This window comes from Vibrio jasicida 090810c (genome assembly GCF_002887615.1).
Classification (GTDB): domain Bacteria; phylum Pseudomonadota; class Gammaproteobacteria; order Enterobacterales; family Vibrionaceae; genus Vibrio; species Vibrio jasicida.
The window spans coordinates 1,745,867-1,763,933 of sequence record NZ_CP025792.1; the positions used below are offsets into that span (position 1 = coordinate 1,745,867).

Here is an 18,067-nt window from a genome sequence, read left to right on the forward strand (position 1 = left end):
TCATTGCCGTTATACCCCTAGCTTCCAACCTAAAGTACGCATCACATCCGAGAATACGCCAGCAGCCGTAACCTCAGTACCCGCACCGTAACCACGCAATACTAGTGGAATTGGTTGGTAGTAGCGGCTGTAGAATGCCAGTGCGTTTTCACCATCTTTAATCTTGAACATCGGGTCGTTTTCATCGACGGCAGCAATGCTTACTGTGCATTTACCATCGACAATTTCACCGACGTAGCGCAGTACTTTACCTTCTTCCGCTGCTTTAACTGACAGCTCTTTAAAGTACGCATCCGCTTCTGGCAGGCGTTCCATAAACTCATCAACGCTGCCTGAGTCATCAAAACCTGGTGGCAGAGCTTGATCAACCACAACGTCTTCAAGTTCTAGAGACATGCCTGCTTCACGAGCAAGGATCAGAAGCTTACGCGCCACATCCATACCCGATAGATCGTCACGAGGATCCGGTTCCGTAAAGCCGTTTTGTTTCGCGATGTTTGTCGCTTCACTCAGGCTCATACCTTCATCTAACTTACCGAAGATGTATGACAGAGAGCCAGAAAGAATACCGCTGAAGCGCTCTAGCTCATCACCGGCTGAGATTAGGTTTTGTAGGTTTTCGATTACCGGTAGACCTGCGCCTACGGTTGTTTCGTACATCAATTTACGACGAGAGCTGCGCGCTACATCGCGAAGTTGATGGTAGTACGCCATGCTTGCCGTGTTAGCTTTTTTGTTTGGTGTTACGACGTGGAAACCTGCAGCTAAGAAGTCTGCATACTGATTCGCAATGGCTTCGCTGGACGTACAGTCAACTAACACAGGGTTGATGATGTGATTACGTTGAACCAAGGAAATCAGACGCGCTAGGCTGAATTCTTCAGTTGAAGCAGACATACGGTCACGCCAATGCTCTAGAGGAAGACCTTCACTATCAAGCAGAAGACCTTTGCTGTTTGCCAAACCACACACGCGAATCACGATGCCTTTCTCTGCAAGCTTCGCCTGTTGACGTTCGATCTGATCCACCAGCTCACCACCAACGCCACCAATACCAACAACGAATACGTCTAGGAAGTGCTTAGAGTTGAATAGGTTCTCGTGACACGCTTTGATTGCTTCAGAGATTTTGTCTTCAGGAATCACGGCAGAGATAGCACGCTCAGATGAGCCCTGTGCGATTGCCACGATGTTTACATTCACTTCAGCAAGAGATGAGAAGAAGCGAGAAGCGACACCGCGAGAAGTACGCATACCATCACCAACCAACGTCACAATAGACACATCGTCAATGAACTCGACTGGTTCAAGTAAACCGTCTTTTAGTTCCAACTCAAATGCGTCAGCCAACACTTGCTGTGCTTTGGCTTTATCTTGCGCTTCAATACAGAAGCTGATGCTGTACTCAGAAGAAGATTGTGTGATAAGGACGATAGACACGCCCGCTGATGACATTGCACCGAATACTCGGCTTGCCATGCCAACCATGCCCTTCATACCTGGGCCAGACACGTTAACCATCGTTAGATCATTTAGCGTCGTGATGCCTTTGATATCTAGATTATCTTCGCCAGTATCTTGTCCAATCAATGTACCCGCACCTTGTGGATTAAAGCTGTTTTTGATCAGGCATGGGATATGAAATTGTGCAATTGGTGCGATGGTTTTTGGATGCAGAACGGAAGCACCGAAGTAAGAAAGCTCCATCGCTTCTTGGTAGCTGAGCGACTTGAGTAGGCGTGCATCTTCAACTAGGCGAGGGTCACAGTTGTAAACGCCATCTACATCAGTCCAGATTTCACAGCAATCTGCACGCAAACATGCGGCCAGTACCGCTGCGGAGTAATCAGAACCATTACGACCCAGAGTTACCAATTCACCTTTTTCATTCCCGGCTGTAAAGCCCGGCATGATGCTGACATGGCCCTCTGGAAGCGGGTTTTGGCGGAAGTTCTGCGTAGAGACTTCAACATCAACCATCGCTTCTAGATGATCGCCTTTCGCGTATAGGTACTCAACCGGATCGATAAGATGCGCAGGTTGGCCTTTTGCTTCTAGTACCGCTTTCATCAGTTGAATCGACACACGCTCGCCTTTGCTGATAATGCGTGCGTTGACGTTGTTTGGACACATACCAAGAAGATTAATGCCGTGAACAAATTGACGTAATTGAGAAAGTGAGGTTTTAACTTGGTTATCGAAAGCCGTGCCATCCACATTTGGAACAACCGCTTGGATTTCGGAAAATAGCGTTTTAAACGACGCTTCTAGCTCATTGATTTGAAGCTCTGCTTCACCGTTTCGAAGTGCGCCTTCGATCACCGCAACAAGCTTATTGGTCGTTTTACCCGGTGCAGAAAGCACAACGGCAACGTCTTCCTGTTGAGCGTTATTGGCAATGATATCCGCTGCTCTTAAAAAGCGATCTGCATCTGCTAATGATGAGCCGCCAAACTTCAATACTCGCATCCCTTCCTCCGATGTATCTTCTTAATTCTGTCTAAATTTCATTTAAAAAAGCATAAAAAAAGGCCTGTATCTTGTTGGATACAGGCCTTTTTTGTGAATTTCTTTCGCTCAGCAGCCTGCCCCAACATTGGTCGTGTTGGTAATAATAATGGTTGTGGTCATTACTACTAGGCTGTTTGATGGCATAAATAAATATTCAACGATAATTGTGTGTTTGCTTAACTCTACGTTTACCGAGTTTCCGGTACAGAGTCAACAAAAAATTGTCTATTTTCCGGTCTTGTAGTGATTTCTGCTACGCAATGTCTTTGATATTTCAATGTAATTACAAAGGGTTGCGAATTATCATAGTCAATTGAACTTTTTCTCTCTCTACAACGGTCTGTTTGATATAGAAGCAAATAGCGGTGATGACACCTGATCCTCTTCTATCTACATATGATCAAAACATCGATCCTCATGAATACTAATTAACAACAAGTTAACTGTGATCAAGGTTCATAGGATTGAATTAAGTAGAAAATAAGTGAGCTGACTTTCATATTCTATGCTTTAATATTGAGAAGCTTTAAGCACATACTAATAACAAAGTTCGACACAAGGAGTGGTCAACATGAAAAAATGGATTTTTCTGTTACTGTTTGTTGTGCCTAGCATTTGTGCTGCAAATGAGTTGCCACCTCTCCCAGGAAAAACCACAGCTTCCCCACACAAGCTTTTCATTTCTAGTGAAAACTACCATACCGAGAGCTTTGACGTTTGGAATATTGATGGCGGTTACGCGTATGAGCTGTTTGACTCGGTTGATCTTTACGTAGGTGCGCGTGTAAATAATTCACCAACGCAAAACCAAAGTGGCTTTTTGAGTGGGATCAGTTATCACTTAAATGATCGCGTCACCGTTAAAAGTACAGTTCGCTCTTATAAAGCGGAAACGACCGAAGGTATTCGTGAAGAAGACAGTAGCCTCGCTGCCGAAGTTTCAAGCCGCGTAAAAATCACCGAAAACTTAGATCTTCACGCCACTTTAGATTATCAAGATTGGCAACAAGGCTTTGAAGTCGGACTTGGTTTCCGCTTTTAAAAATCCAACGCCTCTTTAGAGATCAATACGCCATTCCAATCGGCATACACGTAATGCTTAGGTTGAACAATTTGGTTCTGCATTGTCAGCGTAACATTCACTTCTCCGACATCGCGCTTTTCTGTTTTAAATGGACATGTGCCTAGGGCTTGAACACCAATGTCCATTTGAGAAATCTGAGCTACATCGCGAATCGCTCCGTACACTATGATGCCTTCCCAACCATTTTCGATCCCAAGAATCGCTAATTGATCGCCTAGCAAGGCTTTTTGACAAGAGCCGTGTCCGTCAACAATTAGTACTTTGCCAGTACCATTATCGCTCAGTACCTCGCGAACTTTTGAATTATCATGGTAGCAACGCACTGTGACTATCTCTCCATGAAACGCGGTACGTTGACCAAAATTCTGCAATGGCAGACTTAGCAACGTAACTTGTTCTTCAAATTGGTCACAAATATCTGGTGTTATGTCTCTCATAGTTCCTCCGTGAAATGTCTCACCCGAGCAAAACTCCAGTGAGTAGTATCCTTCTATACCAGTCTAGATTTCATCGAACCAAGCTTGTGCAAAATCTCTGGTTCTGAACACGCTATCAGGTAAAGCTCGTCATCAATGACGTAGTAAATCGCGTTCTGTTGGAAATCTTTTGCCAGCACTATCGCCGCTTCTGGCGTGAGTTCTGCTGCGTAACTTTCTTCAAACCATTCGAATGCCTGATCACCAACCGTGACAGGCACGTGTTTAACGTGGTTTAATTGCTTTTCGAGTTCATGATTACTTATGCAATTCATCTCTTTGGACCGCAAATTACTGTAAGGGTTCCAAGCGGTTATCACTGCGTAGCTTGAAGAGCACCAATCAGTATGAAAACGAAAGAAAGATTCTGAATAAGCATTCCATAACGATGCGTCTATGTTCGTATTACTTTTTTCTATCATAACTCTTAAACGATTAATAACGGTTACATTTCATCAATTGATGTAAATCAACAAACTGAATGGAATTAACATTTGAGCATTGTTAGCATGCTGTTAACAATATAAAATCCGCTCCATATCTTAGGGTGTTTACGTTTCAGGCCCCGCGAAGGCTAGGAAATGAAAGGTAAACAAGCCCTATAGAATAAACGTCGCCATCGGATACTGGTGAGTTGGCAAAATTCCAAGGAAGGCGGATAACTGAAAGAAGTGTTTTTTTGATCAACTTGATTTATTATCAAAATCACATTACCTGTATGTTATATTTTTGCCTAGAATTTATTCTATTAGCACAATTTTGTCACAAATTTAGGTACCGCCAATGCAAACCCCGCAGATTCTTATCGTAGAAGATGAGCAAGTAACTCGTAACACTCTTAAGAGTATTTTTGAAGCAGAGGGATACGCTGTTTTTGAAGCCAGTGACGGTGAAGAGATGCACCAAGTGTTGTCTGAAAATTCAATCAACTTGGTTATCATGGACATTAATCTTCCAGGCAAGAATGGTCTCCTTTTAGCACGTGAACTTCGCGAGCAAGCGAACATCGCACTGATGTTCCTAACTGGTCGTGACAATGAAGTAGACAAGATCCTAGGTCTTGAAATCGGTGCTGATGACTACATCACTAAACCATTCAACCCACGTGAACTGACTATCCGCGCACGTAACCTGCTAAGCCGCTCAATGAGCACTAACGCAGTACAAGAAGAGAAGCGCTCGGTAGAAAAATATGAGTTCAACGGTTGGGTGCTAGACATCAACAGCCGCTCTCTTGTGAGCCCAGCTGGCGATGGCTACAAACTGCCTCGTTCTGAGTTCCGTGCACTTCTGCATTTCTGTGAGAACCCAGGCAAGATTCAAACTCGTGCTGATCTTCTTAAGAAGATGACGGGCCGTGAGCTTAAGCCACACGACCGTACTGTTGACGTGACTATCCGTCGCATTCGTAAGCACTTTGAATCTGTATCAGGTACTCCTGAAATCATCGCGACGATTCACGGTGAAGGTTACCGCTTCTGTGGCGATCTAGAAGACTAATCGCTTCAACACAAACAATAAGGGCTTGCTCCATGAGCAAGCCCTTTTTTTATCTGAGAAAACGCAATATCAGTATACTTTATCGATCTTAATGTGTTTCTCAACCAACCAGCCTTTCTTACCAGCATCATCTAATAACAAAGCTAAGTCGACTGACTTTTCCATATCCGCTTCAATTTGCCAAACAAAGGCGACTTCCCACTGGTTCTCACTATGAGTACGTAACTCAAGCAAGTCACCATCAATTTGCCATTCAGAATCGCCTTGTTTGATGATCAATGAATCCACGGTCAAGTTGGCTGGTAGTTCCTTGTCTGATTTCAAGTACAACGCACCATGTACGTTTTGCTCTTGAACCTCACCAATGGTTGGCATTAGGTTTACCCACAAGTTGCTTTTCAGCTCAACATTCACTTTATTCATGGTGATTTGGCTGTCTTCTTGCCAACCCACTTGAGGAGCAGAACTACAACCAGCAAGTAATGCGATTGCCAGTGCTGCCGATGCAAACTTCTTCATGTTATTTCCTCTGTTCCAACCAACTTTTTAAGACTTGAATGTCATTTTGATATTCATTTTTTATTTCTTCGACCCAGTCCGAGATATTTTCCCACCAAGCAGGCATATCCGGAGATTGTGCCTTCTGTGCAACACTTTGGATGTGTTTAAGACCAATAGAACCCGCTGCGCCTTTGATCTTATGCGCCTCTGAAACAATACCATCTTGGTCTTTCGCCATCATGTTCGAGTCTAAAATCTGAATGTAGTCTGGCATCATGTCTTCGAACATCTTGATACTGTCATAAACAGGTTTCACACCCACGATATCCACGTATGACTCTAGCATATCCAAATCAAGTAAATGGGTATTGATGACGGGCGATGGGGTCGGTGTAACATCCTCAACGAGCTCAGGCTCAACAACCTCTTCTTTTTGGTTCTCAATACGATTAACGAAGAACTTATCAATCACTGATTGCATCGCTTGTACCGCAAGTGGTTTGCTGATTGCATCGTCCATACCATTGTCTAAGTATTCACGACGATCTTTCATCACATTCGCCGTTAGTGCTACTAATGGCGGCAAGTTGTCGTAATGCTCACGGTAGTACTTAGCCACATCAAAACCTGTCATGTCTGGTAGTTGTATATCCAGCAACGCTAAGTCATATTCGTCTGGTACAAAGTTCACCAGCGCTTCTTCACCTGTCATGGCTACAGTGACGGTATGTCCCAAGCTTTCAAGCAGTGACTTAGCAACAGTAATGTTCAGTTCGATATCTTCTACCATAAAGATATTTAGATGCACTTTATCTCGCTGAGCATCGATAACAGGCTCTTCCAATTCAACAATCGGAACGTGAATTGAAACGGTAAAGGTACTACCGAAGCCCTCTTCACTCGCAACAGTAATATCGCCATCCATCATGTTGATAAGCTGCTTAGAAACCGCCAAACCAATGCCAGTACCTACCGCATGAAGGTTGTCTTTGCCTGACTTCACTTGGTAGTACATCGCAAAAATCTTATCCAGCTCTTCTTCAGGAATACCAATGCCCGTGTCTTCTACTTCCATGATGATGGTCGCGTAGTCGTCTTCGACATCTGCGCTGACTGTCATGACGACGCCACCTTCTTTGGTGAACTTCATTGCGTTGCTAACCAAGTTCCAGATAACCTGACGCAGGCGGGTCGCATCCACTTCAATCGCTTTTGGTAATGCGCTCAAGCGTTCAAGGTCGAAACGCAACCCTTTCTGCTCCGCCATCAGAGCAGAGATGCTTTCAATCTCTGCTACAAAATCCTCAAAGTTCAATGGTGCGGGCAGCAGTTCCAATTTACGACGGTCGAATTTATCCATATCGATAATGTCGTTGAAGATGTTGCCCAATGTAATGGCACTGACGTTAATGGTTTGCATGTGCTTACGCTGCTCTTGCGTTAACTGACTATCGAGCAACATTCGGCTCAAACCAACGATGCCATTCAATGGCGTGCGCAGTTCATGACTGATGGTGGAAATAAAGGTGGTCTTGTCACGGCTGGCTTTTTCTAACGATTCTTCATGGCGTTTACGTTCGGTAATATCTCGTCCAAAGCCAACTAGACCAAGGTGACGGCCATCTTTACTGTAGAAAGGTACTTTGCGCAATTCGAAGTAGTGTTTGCGACCATCTGGATATTCAAGCCATTGCTCGTAAGTGATGGCCTGATTGTCTGCAAAGACCTTTTGGTCGGTATCAACGATGTGCTCGGCCACTTCTTTGCTGTAAACATCCCATGGGCTTAGGCCCACCAATTGATGCTCTTTCTTACCAGTGAGTTCTTCCATTGCTCGGTTACAACCAGAGAAGACACCATCGGCGTTACGGTAGTAAATCAAGTCTGGAGATGCATCAATGAAAGAGCGTAAAAGTGCGGTACGCTCGGCAAGCTCTAACTGAGTGCGTTCACGTTGGAATACTTCGTTCTCCAAATCTTGCATGGCTTCTTCGCGCGCTTCTTCCGCTTTAATGCGCTCTTCAATTTCTTGATTGAGCTTTTCAATGTTCTGCTGCAATTGGAAGTTCAGTTCTTGGTCACGCGAGCGCATGTCTTTCAGCTTAGAGACTAGTTTGGTCAATCGTTGACGAGATTCTTCTAGCTGATCAACAACAACGGAAAGAAAATACACCGCCCAAGGGGTAATAAGCAGGCCAAAGAAAACAGAACGAACAATATCAATATCGTCGACGTTCCCTTTCAAGGCGAGCGTAATACCAACTTGCACCACAACAGCCAGTGCCACCAGCGCTAAGGCCAGCAATATAGAGAAACGGACAATCCCCAGCTTAACCAATAGGTCAACATAGTACTGGGCGAGGTTTTTCATGGGCTTCATTCACTACTCCATGGAACAAGCTAGATATCGAACCCTGACAGTTAGATAAGTTAAAACAGTGAAGATATTTCGAGCTGTTTTAAGTTTGGCAATACACATTGGCGAACCAGCGAAGCTTCAGGGCTAGCAGACACCTCACACCATGTATGGGCAGTTTAACGTGTTTAATACGGTGATTAAAACCGCCTACTCTCAACTTAGAGCAAGCGGTCACAAAGCGTTAGCAAGAACTTGGATGAACACTGGTTCGATCACGACCATCGGCCTTCGCTTGGTAGAGTGCACTGTCTGCCATCGCGACCCCCATTTCAGGTTCATCGCCGTGCTGAGGAATGTAAGAGACAAAGCCGATACTGACTGTCAATTGAGCAAAAGCTTCTGAACAGCAATGTTCGATGCCGAGGTCATGAATGCGTTCATGTATCCGCAGAGCGACTTTTTGAGCCCCTTCCGTCGTGGTATTTGGCAAGATGAAAGCGAACTCCTCACCACCATAACGAGCGACACAATCAGAAGAGCGACTGACCACCTGCTGGAATACCGATGCCACTTTAATCAGCGCCTCATCACCTTGTTGATGGCCGTAGCAGTCGTTATAGCGCTTAAAGAAGTCGATATCACACAGCATGATACACAGAGGTAGCTTCTCTCGAACATGATGGTACCAAAGCGTATCGAGTTGCTCGTCAAATCGGCGTCGGTTTGCGACTTGAGTTAGGCTGTCTAAGAAACTGAGTTTCTCCAACTCCAAGTTGGCTTCTTCCAGTTTCTGCTCCGCAAGATAACGCTCAGAAATATCGCGAGCCATGATCAGCACACCATTGGTACCAGAAGCTTTATCTTTAAAGGGTGACTTCACCACATCAAACCATGTGTAATAACCGTCGGTACTGGTCACTTTGTCGATATAACGCACGGGGTGAGTTTGCTGTAAAGCCTGAAGATCACTGGCTTCTAGGCGGATGTAAATATCTTCAGGGATCACATCTTGTAGACGCTTTCCAATTAGGTCTGAAACATCTGGAATCCCTAAAGCATTCACAAACGGCTTATTACACGCTTGATACACCATGTTTTCATTGAAGATACCGATCGAATCTGGACTGGCGTCCAAAATGGTCTGAAGAATGGTGTCACGTTGAGCCAGAGCCACTTCCGTATCTTTACGACGCTCCATTTCATCACGTAAGTTTTGCTGCATCTTATGCCATTCAGTTACATCATGGCTAATTGACAGCGTCCCTATCATTTCCCCAGTTTGAGACACTAGTGAATTCTGATTCACTTCTAGCAAACAACTGCGTCCTTGAGGATCCGTTGTCCAACGACGGTCACTTTTTCTAGCAGACATCGAACTGGATTTTGAAGTGCATGCTTCGTTTTCTCGACCTTGCCAAAATTGATCAAACGCGCGGTTAGTGGTCAGTACTTTGCCTTGTTGATCTTGCAAACAAATCAATTCAGACAACGAGTCCAAGGCAGAACGAGCAATGTTTAGTTGGGCCAGTTCTTGTTGCTGATCTTTCTGGGTCATTTGATGACTTTGAGCATACAGAATCCATACTCTTTGCCTACGCAGTAAGCTCTTTCGACCAGATAATTCAACTTTGATGCTTTCACCATCGGATAAACGCCAGTCAAAAATTTGCTGGCGAAATTGTTGGCTTGAAAAGCTATCAAGCAATACGACAAGTTCATCTAAATTAAATGAAGCCGGATAAAGGAAACCAGAACCTAAAGGACGAATACCCAATAGTTGCATCGCGGGATGGTTGGATAACAGAAGCTGCCCATGGTTAGCATCAACCACAAGCACAGGATAAGGAGAATCAGTAACAACGTACTTTAAAGCGGTTTGAAAACGTAAATAAATTAATGTAACGGCAACGGCAAACACGAAAAAGAGCAGGACTACAAATTCGTAGTTGCCCCACCCATCCCATAACCAATCGAGTAACTGATCCATTTTTCCGACCTTTAATGCAAATCGGGAAAAATATACCAGTTATTAATCGATCAATCTGCCTTTAATTCTGGCTTACTATAGATGAAAGGGTCACCATTCAAACTGCCCTGAGCCCCCTCGCGATCCAAAGCTCTTCCTATCTCTGTCATCGCAAGCCAACGGTTTTCACACCACAGCGGGGAGAGCAATGTTGGGCGACGTGCAGCCGAAGAGACACGATGATAAATCACCTCTTTAGGGGTCATACGGATCATTTCACTGGCAATCGCTACATACTCTTCCAATTCTGGAGCTTCTAGTTTTCCAGCACGCCATGCCTTTGCCATCGTGCTACCATCAACAATATGCAAGCCATGCAACTTGATGCCATCAGTGCCTACTTCAAGGACTTTACGCAGTGTTTCAATGTTATCGCTGCGTGTTTCTTTTGGTAAGCCAACAATAAGATGAGCACATACTTTGATGCCTAGCGCACGAGCGCGTTTGGTGATATCAGCATAGCATTCAAAATCGTGACCTCGGTTGATTCGCTTAAGTGTGTCGTTCTTGGCAGTTTGAAGGCCCAATTCCAACCAGATCTCATAACCTTGATTGACATAATCCGACAACAGATCCAATACGGCATCAGGAACACAATCTGGACGAGTGCCTACACACAACCCCACGATGTCAGCGGCCTTAAGAGCTTCTTCATACATATTTTTCAATACCTGCACTTCCGCGTATGTGCTGGTATAGGCTTGGAAGTAAGCAAGGTACTTTTTCGCACGATGGATCTCTCCCGCACGATCTTTCAATTGATCATGAATGCTTTTGATCTGGACTTCTTCATCCGCAAAGGACGCGACATTACAAAACGTGCAACCGCCTCGACCAATGGTGCCGTCGCGGTTTGGGCAGCTAAAGCCACCATGTAAAGTCAGCTTATGGACTTTTTCGCCGTAACGACGCTGAAGGTCTTGACCTAGTGTGTTGACCAACTCATGTAACTGCATAGATTCTCACCAATCGTAAACCGTAATAAATCTCACTACGATCTATGTAAATAAATTACATCCCTGCAAGAAAAAACAAATAATTCTAGTCAATTCAAACAAGAGCATAATGGTTTGAAATCAATAAAACTGCATAAAACCAACCTAAAAGCTGCCATGTTGCGCAATTGTTAAACAAAAAGTGCATATTTAAACGAAAAAATTGGGTCACAAAAGCGACTTTTCATTGCATTACGAAGTCACAAAATTGTAGGATACTTACACAACCCCGCTGTTTTTGTGACTTTTATTACAATGACAACTGCGGGAATTGTCGGCGATACCCCGCTCCCACCGATATAAATCACTAGATAGTGATAATAAATAAAGGGATATCACCAAGGATTGTTTTTCTCGCAAAATTTTTCCTGCGAGATACGGAAAGGAATCAAAACTGACCAACCTAGGTCGGTTTCGAATCATAAATATAAAGGACAAGACGCACAGAGCGTACCTAAGACAGCCAAGATCTGTCTGGGATTCTTGCGTCGACATTGAACTGGAAGGATGTATCTATGGTAGATAGAGAGCAAAATTCACAGGGTCTGTACACTCCGGAGCTGGAGCATGACGCTTGTGGTATCGGTTTTGTTGCTCACCTTAAAAACCGTAAATCTCATGAAGTAGTGACTCAAGCACTAGATATGCTGGCTCGCATGGAACACCGTGGTGGTCAAGGCTGTGACCCATGTAGCGGTGATGGCGCAGGTATCTTGCTACAGAAACCTCATGAATTCCTATTAGAAGAAGCCGTTAAGCTAGGCATTAAACTGCCTTCGTTTGAAAAGTATGGTGTTGGTGTCGTTCTTTTCCCGAAAGACGAATACAAACGCGAACAATGCCGTGACATTCTAGAACGTAACGCACAGCGTCTAGATCTTGAAGTTATCGGCTACCGAGTACTGCCAACCGACAACTCAATGATCGGTGCAGACCCACTAAGTACAGAGCCTCAGTTTGAGCATGTGTTTATCTCTGGCGGTCCTGGCATCACACCTGAAGAGCTAGAGCGCAAACTGTACGTACTTCGTAACTACACTGTACGTGTTTGCCTAGAAAGCGTTTCGAACATTGGTGACGACTTCTACATTAACTCAATGTCTTACAAGACATTGGTGTACAAAGGTCAGTTAACAACCGAGCAAGTACCTCAGTACTTCCTTGATCTGCAAAACCCGACCATGGTGACCGCACTGGCACTGGTACACTCTCGTTTCTCTACCAACACCTTCCCGAAATGGCGTCTTGCACAGCCTTTCCGTTACATTGCCCACAACGGTGAAATCAATACAGTTCGCGGTAACTTGAACTGGATGAAAGCCCGTGAAGCAATCCTAGAATCAGACCTGTTTACTCAGGCTGAAATCGACATGCTTCTTCCAATCTGTCAGGAAGGCAGCTCGGATTCATCTAACTTTGACATGGCACTTGAGCTCCTAGTTCTTTCTGGTCGCAGCCTGCCACACGCATTGATGATGATGATCCCAGAAGCATGGCAAGAAAACAAAAACATGGATCCTAAACGTCGCGCGTTCTATCAGTACCACGCGAACATCATGGAACCATGGGATGGTCCTGCTTCAGTATGTTTTACTGATGGTGTTCAAGTTGGTGCGACACTAGACCGTAACGGTTTGCGCCCTTCTCGCTACACAGTGACCAAAGACAACTTCCTAGTGATGGCATCTGAATCTGGTGTTGTGGATATTGAACCAGAGAACGTAGAGTTCCGCGGTCGTCTACAACCAGGTCGTATCTTCGTTGCAGATCTAGAGCAAGGTCGCATCATCTCTGATGAAGAAGTGAAAGACACCATCGCAACAGCGCAGCCTTACGAGAAGTGGGTAGAAGAAAACCTGCTGAGCTTGAAGAAGCTGCCAGATGCGAGCAACCAGTTCAGCCAACCTTCTCCAGAGCGTTTGTTGCATCGTCAGCAAGCTTTCGGTGTGAGCACTGAAGAAGTGAACGAAATCATCGTTCCAATGGCGAATGACGCGAAAGAGCCATTGTCAGCAATGGGTGCCGACTGGCCTCTTGCGGTTCTATCTCATCAGTCTCAACATCTTTCAAACTACTTCAAGCAGCTGTTTGCACAGGTAACCAACCCACCGATCGACCCGATCCGTGAGCGTATGGTTATGTCGCTGAACACTTACTTGGGTAAAGACCAAAACCTTCTGACTGAAACACCACTTCACTGTCAGAAAGTAGAATTGGAATCGCCTGTTCTGGCGAACTCTGAGCTTGAAAAACTGCGTGCGATCGATAACGAGCACCTACAAGCGAAGACGCTGGATATCGTGTTCCAAGCCAATGAAGATCAAGGCAAGCTTGAGCGCGCACTAAAACGTATCTGCCAATACGCAGAAGACGCGGTTATCGATGGTTACTCAATCATCCTACTCACTGACCGTGCAGTTAACTCAAACCACGCGGCGATTCCAGCAATGCTGGCAGTTGGCGCAGTGCACCACCACTTGATCCGTAAAGGTCTACGTGCGAAGTGTGACATCGTGGTTGAAACCGGTGACGCGCGTGAAACGCACCACTTTGCAACACTACTTGGTTACGGTGCGAATGCGGTTAACCCATACCTAGTGATTGAAACCATTATTGAGCTTCAACGTACTAAGAAGTTGGATCCAGAGGCGAACCCGCGCGATCTGTTCAACAACTACCGTAAAGCGATCAATGGCGGTCTTCTGAAGATCTTCTCGAAGATGGGTATCTCGACGCTACAGTCGTACCACGGTGCACAAATCTTCGAAGCGTTGGGCATCCACAAATCAGTGGTCGACAAATACTTCACAGGTACAGTTTCTCGTATCCAAGGTCTAACCCTTGATGATATCGCCAAAGAAGTGCTGATCCGTCATCGCATCGGTTACCCACAACGCGAAATCCCAATTCAAATGCTGGATGTTGGTGGTGTTTACCAATGGAAACAGCGTGGTGAGAAGCACCTATTCAACCCAGAAACCATTTCTCTACTGCAAGAGTCTACGCGCAACAAGAACTACGATCAGTTCAAGCAGTACGCGACAGCCGTAGATAAGCAAGGTGACAACGCGGTAACCCTGCGTAGCCAACTTGAGTTCATTAAGAACCCAGCAGGTTCTATCTCTATCGACGAAGTCGAGCCAATTGAAAGCATCGTGAAACGCTTCGCGACGGGTGCTATGTCATTCGGTTCTATTTCTTACGAAGCACACTCCACACTGGCTGTTGCGATGAACCGTCTTGGCGCGAAATCGAACTCTGGTGAAGGTGGTGAAGACCCAATGCGTTTCGAGCGTAAAGAAAACGGCGATTGGGAACGCTCTGCAATCAAGCAGGTGGCTTCTGGTCGTTTCGGCGTAACCTCTTACTACCTAACTAACGCTGAAGAGCTGCAAATCAAAATGGCTCAAGGTGCGAAGCCAGGTGAAGGTGGTCAGCTACCAGGCGATAAAGTAGATGACTGGATCGGTGCAACACGTCACTCGACTCCGGGCGTTGGCCTTATCTCGCCACCACCACACCACGATATCTATTCAATCGAAGATTTGGCTCAGCTTATCTACGACTTGAAGAACGCGAACCGCGCGGGCCGTGTAAACGTGAAGCTGGTATCGGAAGCAGGCGTAGGTACGATCGCTTCTGGTGTAGCGAAAGCGAAAGCGGACGTTGTACTAATCGCAGGTTTTGACGGTGGTACTGGAGCATCCCCAATGTCTTCAATCCGTCATACCGGTCTTCCTTGGGAACTTGGTTTGGCAGAAACGCACCAAACGCTACTGAAGAACGGTCTACGTAACCGTATCGTGGTTCAAGCGGATGGTCAGATGAAGACACCTCGTGACCTTGCAGTGGCAACACTACTTGGTGCAGAAGAATGGGGGGTGGCAACCGCAGCCTTGGTGGTTGAAGGTTGTATCATGATGCGTAAGTGTCATAAGAATACCTGTCCTGTCGGTATCGCAACTCAGAACAAGACCCTTCGCGAGCGCTTTGATGGTCGCGTAGAAGACGTCGTAACCTTCTTCCAATACATGGCACAAGGTCTGCGTGAAATCATGGCTGAACTAGCCTTCCGCACTATAGATGAGATGGTCGGTCAAGGTCAGAAGCTGAAGATTCGCCAAGACGTTTCTCACTGGAAATACAAGAACCTAGATCTGTCTCCTGTTCTCCACGTTGAGCAACCACGTGAAGCTGATGGTGTATTCAACCAAGCTCAGCAGAACCACAACCTAGAAGAAGTGCTAGACCGCAAGCTGATTCAAGCAGCGATTCCTGCACTCGAGAAAGGCGAAGCGGTGAATGCCGAGTTCCCTATCGTCAACACAGACCGCTCTGCAGGTACCATGTTGTCGAACGAAATCTCGAAAGTGTACAAAGATGCCGGTCTACCTCAACCAATGAACGTGAAGTTCAACGGTTCTGCAGGTCAGTCATTCGGTGCATTCCTAGCTAAGGGCGTGAAGTTCGAAGTGGAAGGCGACGCGAACGACTACTGGGGTAAAGGCTTATCTGGCGGTACGTTAGTACTTTACCCAGACGCGAAATCAAGCATTGTCGCAGAAGACAACATCGTGGTTGGTAACGTGTGTTTCTACGGTGCAACTTCGGGTGAGTCTTTCATTCGTGGTATGGCTGGTGAACGTTTCTGTGTTCGTAACTCAGGTGCGAAAGTCGTAGTAGAAGGCGTCGGTGACCACGGTTGTGAGTACATGACTGGCGGTGCAGCCATCATCCTCGGTTCAACAGGTCGTAACTTTGCCGCAGGTATGAGTGGTGGCGTAGCTTATGTGTGGGATAAATCAGGCGACTTTGAGTCAAAACTGAACCCAGAACTCGTAGACCTAGATCCAATCGAGCAAGAAGACAGAGATCTATTACTCGACATGCTAACTAAGCATGTTCAATTCACAGGAAGTGAAGTCGCTCAGTCTTTCCTAGACAACTTTGAAGCAAGCCTAGCCTCTATGGTTAAGGTAATGCCGCGTGACTACAAAGCGGTTCTTCAAAAGCGTAAAGCTGAAGCACAGTCTCAAGGAAACGAAACTCAAGTGGAGGCCGTATAATGGGTAAGCCTACTGGATTTTTAGAGCATGGTCGTGAACTACCACAAAAGATCGATCCAGCTGAACGTATCAAGAACAACAAAGAGTTCGTTCTGAACGAGGAGTTTGGTGACAAGATCAATACTCAAGCTTCTCGTTGTATGGACTGTGGTGTGCCGTTTTGTCATAACGGCTGCCCTATCGGTAACATCATTCCAGAGTTTAACGATGCGGTTTATCGTGATAGCTGGGAAGAAGCATGGAACATTCTAAGCTCAACCAATAACTTCCCAGAATTTACTGGTCGTGTTTGTCCTGCTCCATGTGAAAGTGCTTGTGTTCTTGGCATCAACCAAGACCCAATTACTATCTGTAACATCGAGAAAACCATCGTAGAAACGGCGTATCGTGAAGGTTACGCCAAACCAAAAACACCACGTTCTCGCACAGGCAAAACCGTTGCGATCATCGGTTCAGGTCCTGCTGGCCTTGCGGCTGCTGAGCAGCTAAATAGCGCCGGTCATACTGTGACGGTATTCGAGCGAGACGAGAAAGTGGGTGGTCTGCTGCGTTTTGGTATCCCAGATTTCAAACTGGGTATGGATGTCATTGATCGTAAGATCAACCTGATGGCAGAAGCGGGTATTGAATTCAAAGTAAACCAACATATCGGTGTCGACGTAAACGCTCAACAGCTTCGTCAAGAATACGATGTTGTGCTTCTTACTGGTGGCTCAACCGTTCCACGTGATCTTCCAGTTCCTGGGCGCGAGCTAAATGGTGTTTACTTTGCCATGCAGTTCCTTGGCCAAAACAACCGTCGTGCAAATAACATGGACCTAAAAACGGAAGAAATTCACGCAAAAGGTAAACATGTGGTTGTCATCGGTGGTGGTGATACTGGTTCTGACTGTGTAGGTACATCAAACCGTCACGGTGCAGCAAGCATTACTCAGGTTGAGATCATGCCGATTCCGCCAGAAAAACGCCCAGCAAACATGCCGTGGCCACAGTATCCAATGATCATGCGTACATCGACTTCCCATGAAGAAGGCGTTGATCGTCACTGGAATATCCTAACCAAAGAGTTCATCGGCAATGAGCAAGGTGAAGTGACTGGTCTGCGTATTGCCGATATTGTTTGGGAAGAAGCGAAGCCAAGCGAGCGTCCAAACTTTAAAGAGGCCGAAGGCAGTGAGCGTGTGATCCCATGTGATATGGCATTCCTTGCTATGGGCTTCCTGCATCCGGAACCAACTGGTGTTCTTGCTCAACTGGACATCGCACTAGATGATCGCGGTAACGTAGCAACCCAAGGTTTTGCTACTAACCAAGAAGGCGTATTTGCTGCTGGTGATATGCGTACAGGCCAATCTCTGGTTGTTCGTTGTATCAATGAAGGCCGTGAATCAGCTCGTGCCATCGATGATTATTTGATGGGTGGCACAAACCTAGAAGCGAAAGCAGATTCATTAATGCTTTCAGCTTAAAGGGAGTGCTCTCGCTTCCTCTTTTTAAGTCATAAATCCAGCCATCAGTAGTATCGATGGCTGGTGATAAGAAAAGAAAA

11 protein-coding genes and 1 other annotated feature are annotated in these 18,067 nt (G+C 45.7%); of the genes, 4 read left to right on the top strand and 7 right to left on the bottom strand.

Going from position 1 to position 18,067, the window contains the following annotated elements:
* Nucleotides 1-9 precede the first annotated feature (9 nt).
* A complete protein-coding gene (thrA, locus tag C1S73_RS08215; protein ID WP_038866338.1) occupies nt 10-2,469 on the bottom strand; it encodes a bifunctional aspartate kinase/homoserine dehydrogenase I in 2,460 nt (819 codons plus the stop codon).
* A gap of 53 nt (nt 2,470-2,522) precedes the next feature.
* Nucleotides 2,523-2,642: a sequence feature (Thr leader region), on the bottom strand.
* 440 nt (nt 2,643-3,082) lie between these two features.
* Here thrA and C1S73_RS08220 point away from each other — a divergent pair.
* Nucleotides 3,083-3,553, top strand: coding sequence for a hypothetical protein (locus C1S73_RS08220; protein ID WP_038866336.1), 471 nt, complete (start codon nt 3,083-3,085; stop codon nt 3,551-3,553).
* Here C1S73_RS08220 and C1S73_RS08225 read toward each other — a convergent pair.
* Together C1S73_RS08225 and C1S73_RS08230 are read right to left on the bottom strand one after the other, a co-directional pair.
* On the bottom strand, nt 3,550-4,032 hold the full coding sequence (locus tag C1S73_RS08225; protein ID WP_038866333.1) for a putative 4-hydroxy-4-methyl-2-oxoglutarate aldolase: 483 nt from the start codon (nt 4,030-4,032) through the stop codon (nt 3,550-3,552). The two genes, C1S73_RS08220 and C1S73_RS08225, sit on opposite strands and share 4 nt — an antisense overlap.
* 53 nt (nt 4,033-4,085) lie before the next feature.
* Complete coding sequence (locus C1S73_RS08230) at nt 4,086-4,493, bottom strand: DUF3293 domain-containing protein (RefSeq protein ID WP_038866331.1); 408 nt, start codon at nt 4,491-4,493, stop codon at nt 4,086-4,088.
* 361 nt (nt 4,494-4,854) lie between these two features.
* Between C1S73_RS08230 and arcA the strand changes: the two genes are divergently transcribed.
* Nucleotides 4,855-5,571 (top strand): two-component system response regulator ArcA, encoded by a 717-nt coding sequence (gene arcA, locus C1S73_RS08240; RefSeq protein WP_038866329.1) that lies wholly within the window; start codon nt 4,855-4,857, stop codon nt 5,569-5,571.
* 69 nt (nt 5,572-5,640) lie between these two features.
* On the opposite strand, the gene C1S73_RS08245 is transcribed toward arcA, so the two are convergent.
* The 4 genes from C1S73_RS08245 to mnmL all read right to left on the bottom strand — a co-directional run bounded on the left by C1S73_RS08245 (nt 5,641) and on the right by mnmL (nt 11,413).
* A complete protein-coding gene (locus tag C1S73_RS08245; RefSeq protein ID WP_038866326.1) occupies nt 5,641-6,090 on the bottom strand; it encodes a hypothetical protein in 450 nt (149 codons plus the stop codon).
* A 1-nt stretch (nt 6,091) separates the two neighbouring features.
* Complete coding sequence (gene arcB / locus C1S73_RS08250) at nt 6,092-8,452, bottom strand: aerobic respiration two-component sensor histidine kinase ArcB (protein ID WP_038866324.1); 2,361 nt, start codon at nt 8,450-8,452, stop codon at nt 6,092-6,094.
* Nucleotides 8,453-8,672: 220 nt separating this feature from the next.
* Nucleotides 8,673-10,418 (bottom strand): sensor domain-containing diguanylate cyclase, encoded by a 1,746-nt coding sequence (locus C1S73_RS08255; protein WP_038866321.1) that lies wholly within the window; start codon nt 10,416-10,418, stop codon nt 8,673-8,675.
* Nucleotides 10,419-10,468: 50 nt separating this feature from the next.
* A complete protein-coding gene (gene mnmL, locus C1S73_RS08260) occupies nt 10,469-11,413 on the bottom strand; it encodes a tRNA modification radical SAM protein MnmL/YtqA (protein WP_038866318.1) in 945 nt (314 codons plus the stop codon).
* A 554-nt stretch (nt 11,414-11,967) separates the two neighbouring features.
* On the opposite strand from mnmL, the gene gltB reads away from it, so the two are divergent.
* Entirely contained in the window at nt 11,968-16,518 is a 4,551-nt protein-coding gene (gene gltB / locus C1S73_RS08265; protein WP_038866316.1) for a glutamate synthase large subunit, read from the top strand.
* Entirely contained in the window at nt 16,518-17,987 is a 1,470-nt protein-coding gene (locus C1S73_RS08270) for a glutamate synthase subunit beta (protein WP_038866314.1), read from the top strand. Before gltB ends, C1S73_RS08270 begins: the two co-directional genes overlap by 1 nt.
* The last annotated feature ends 80 nt before the right edge of the window (nt 17,988-18,067 follow it).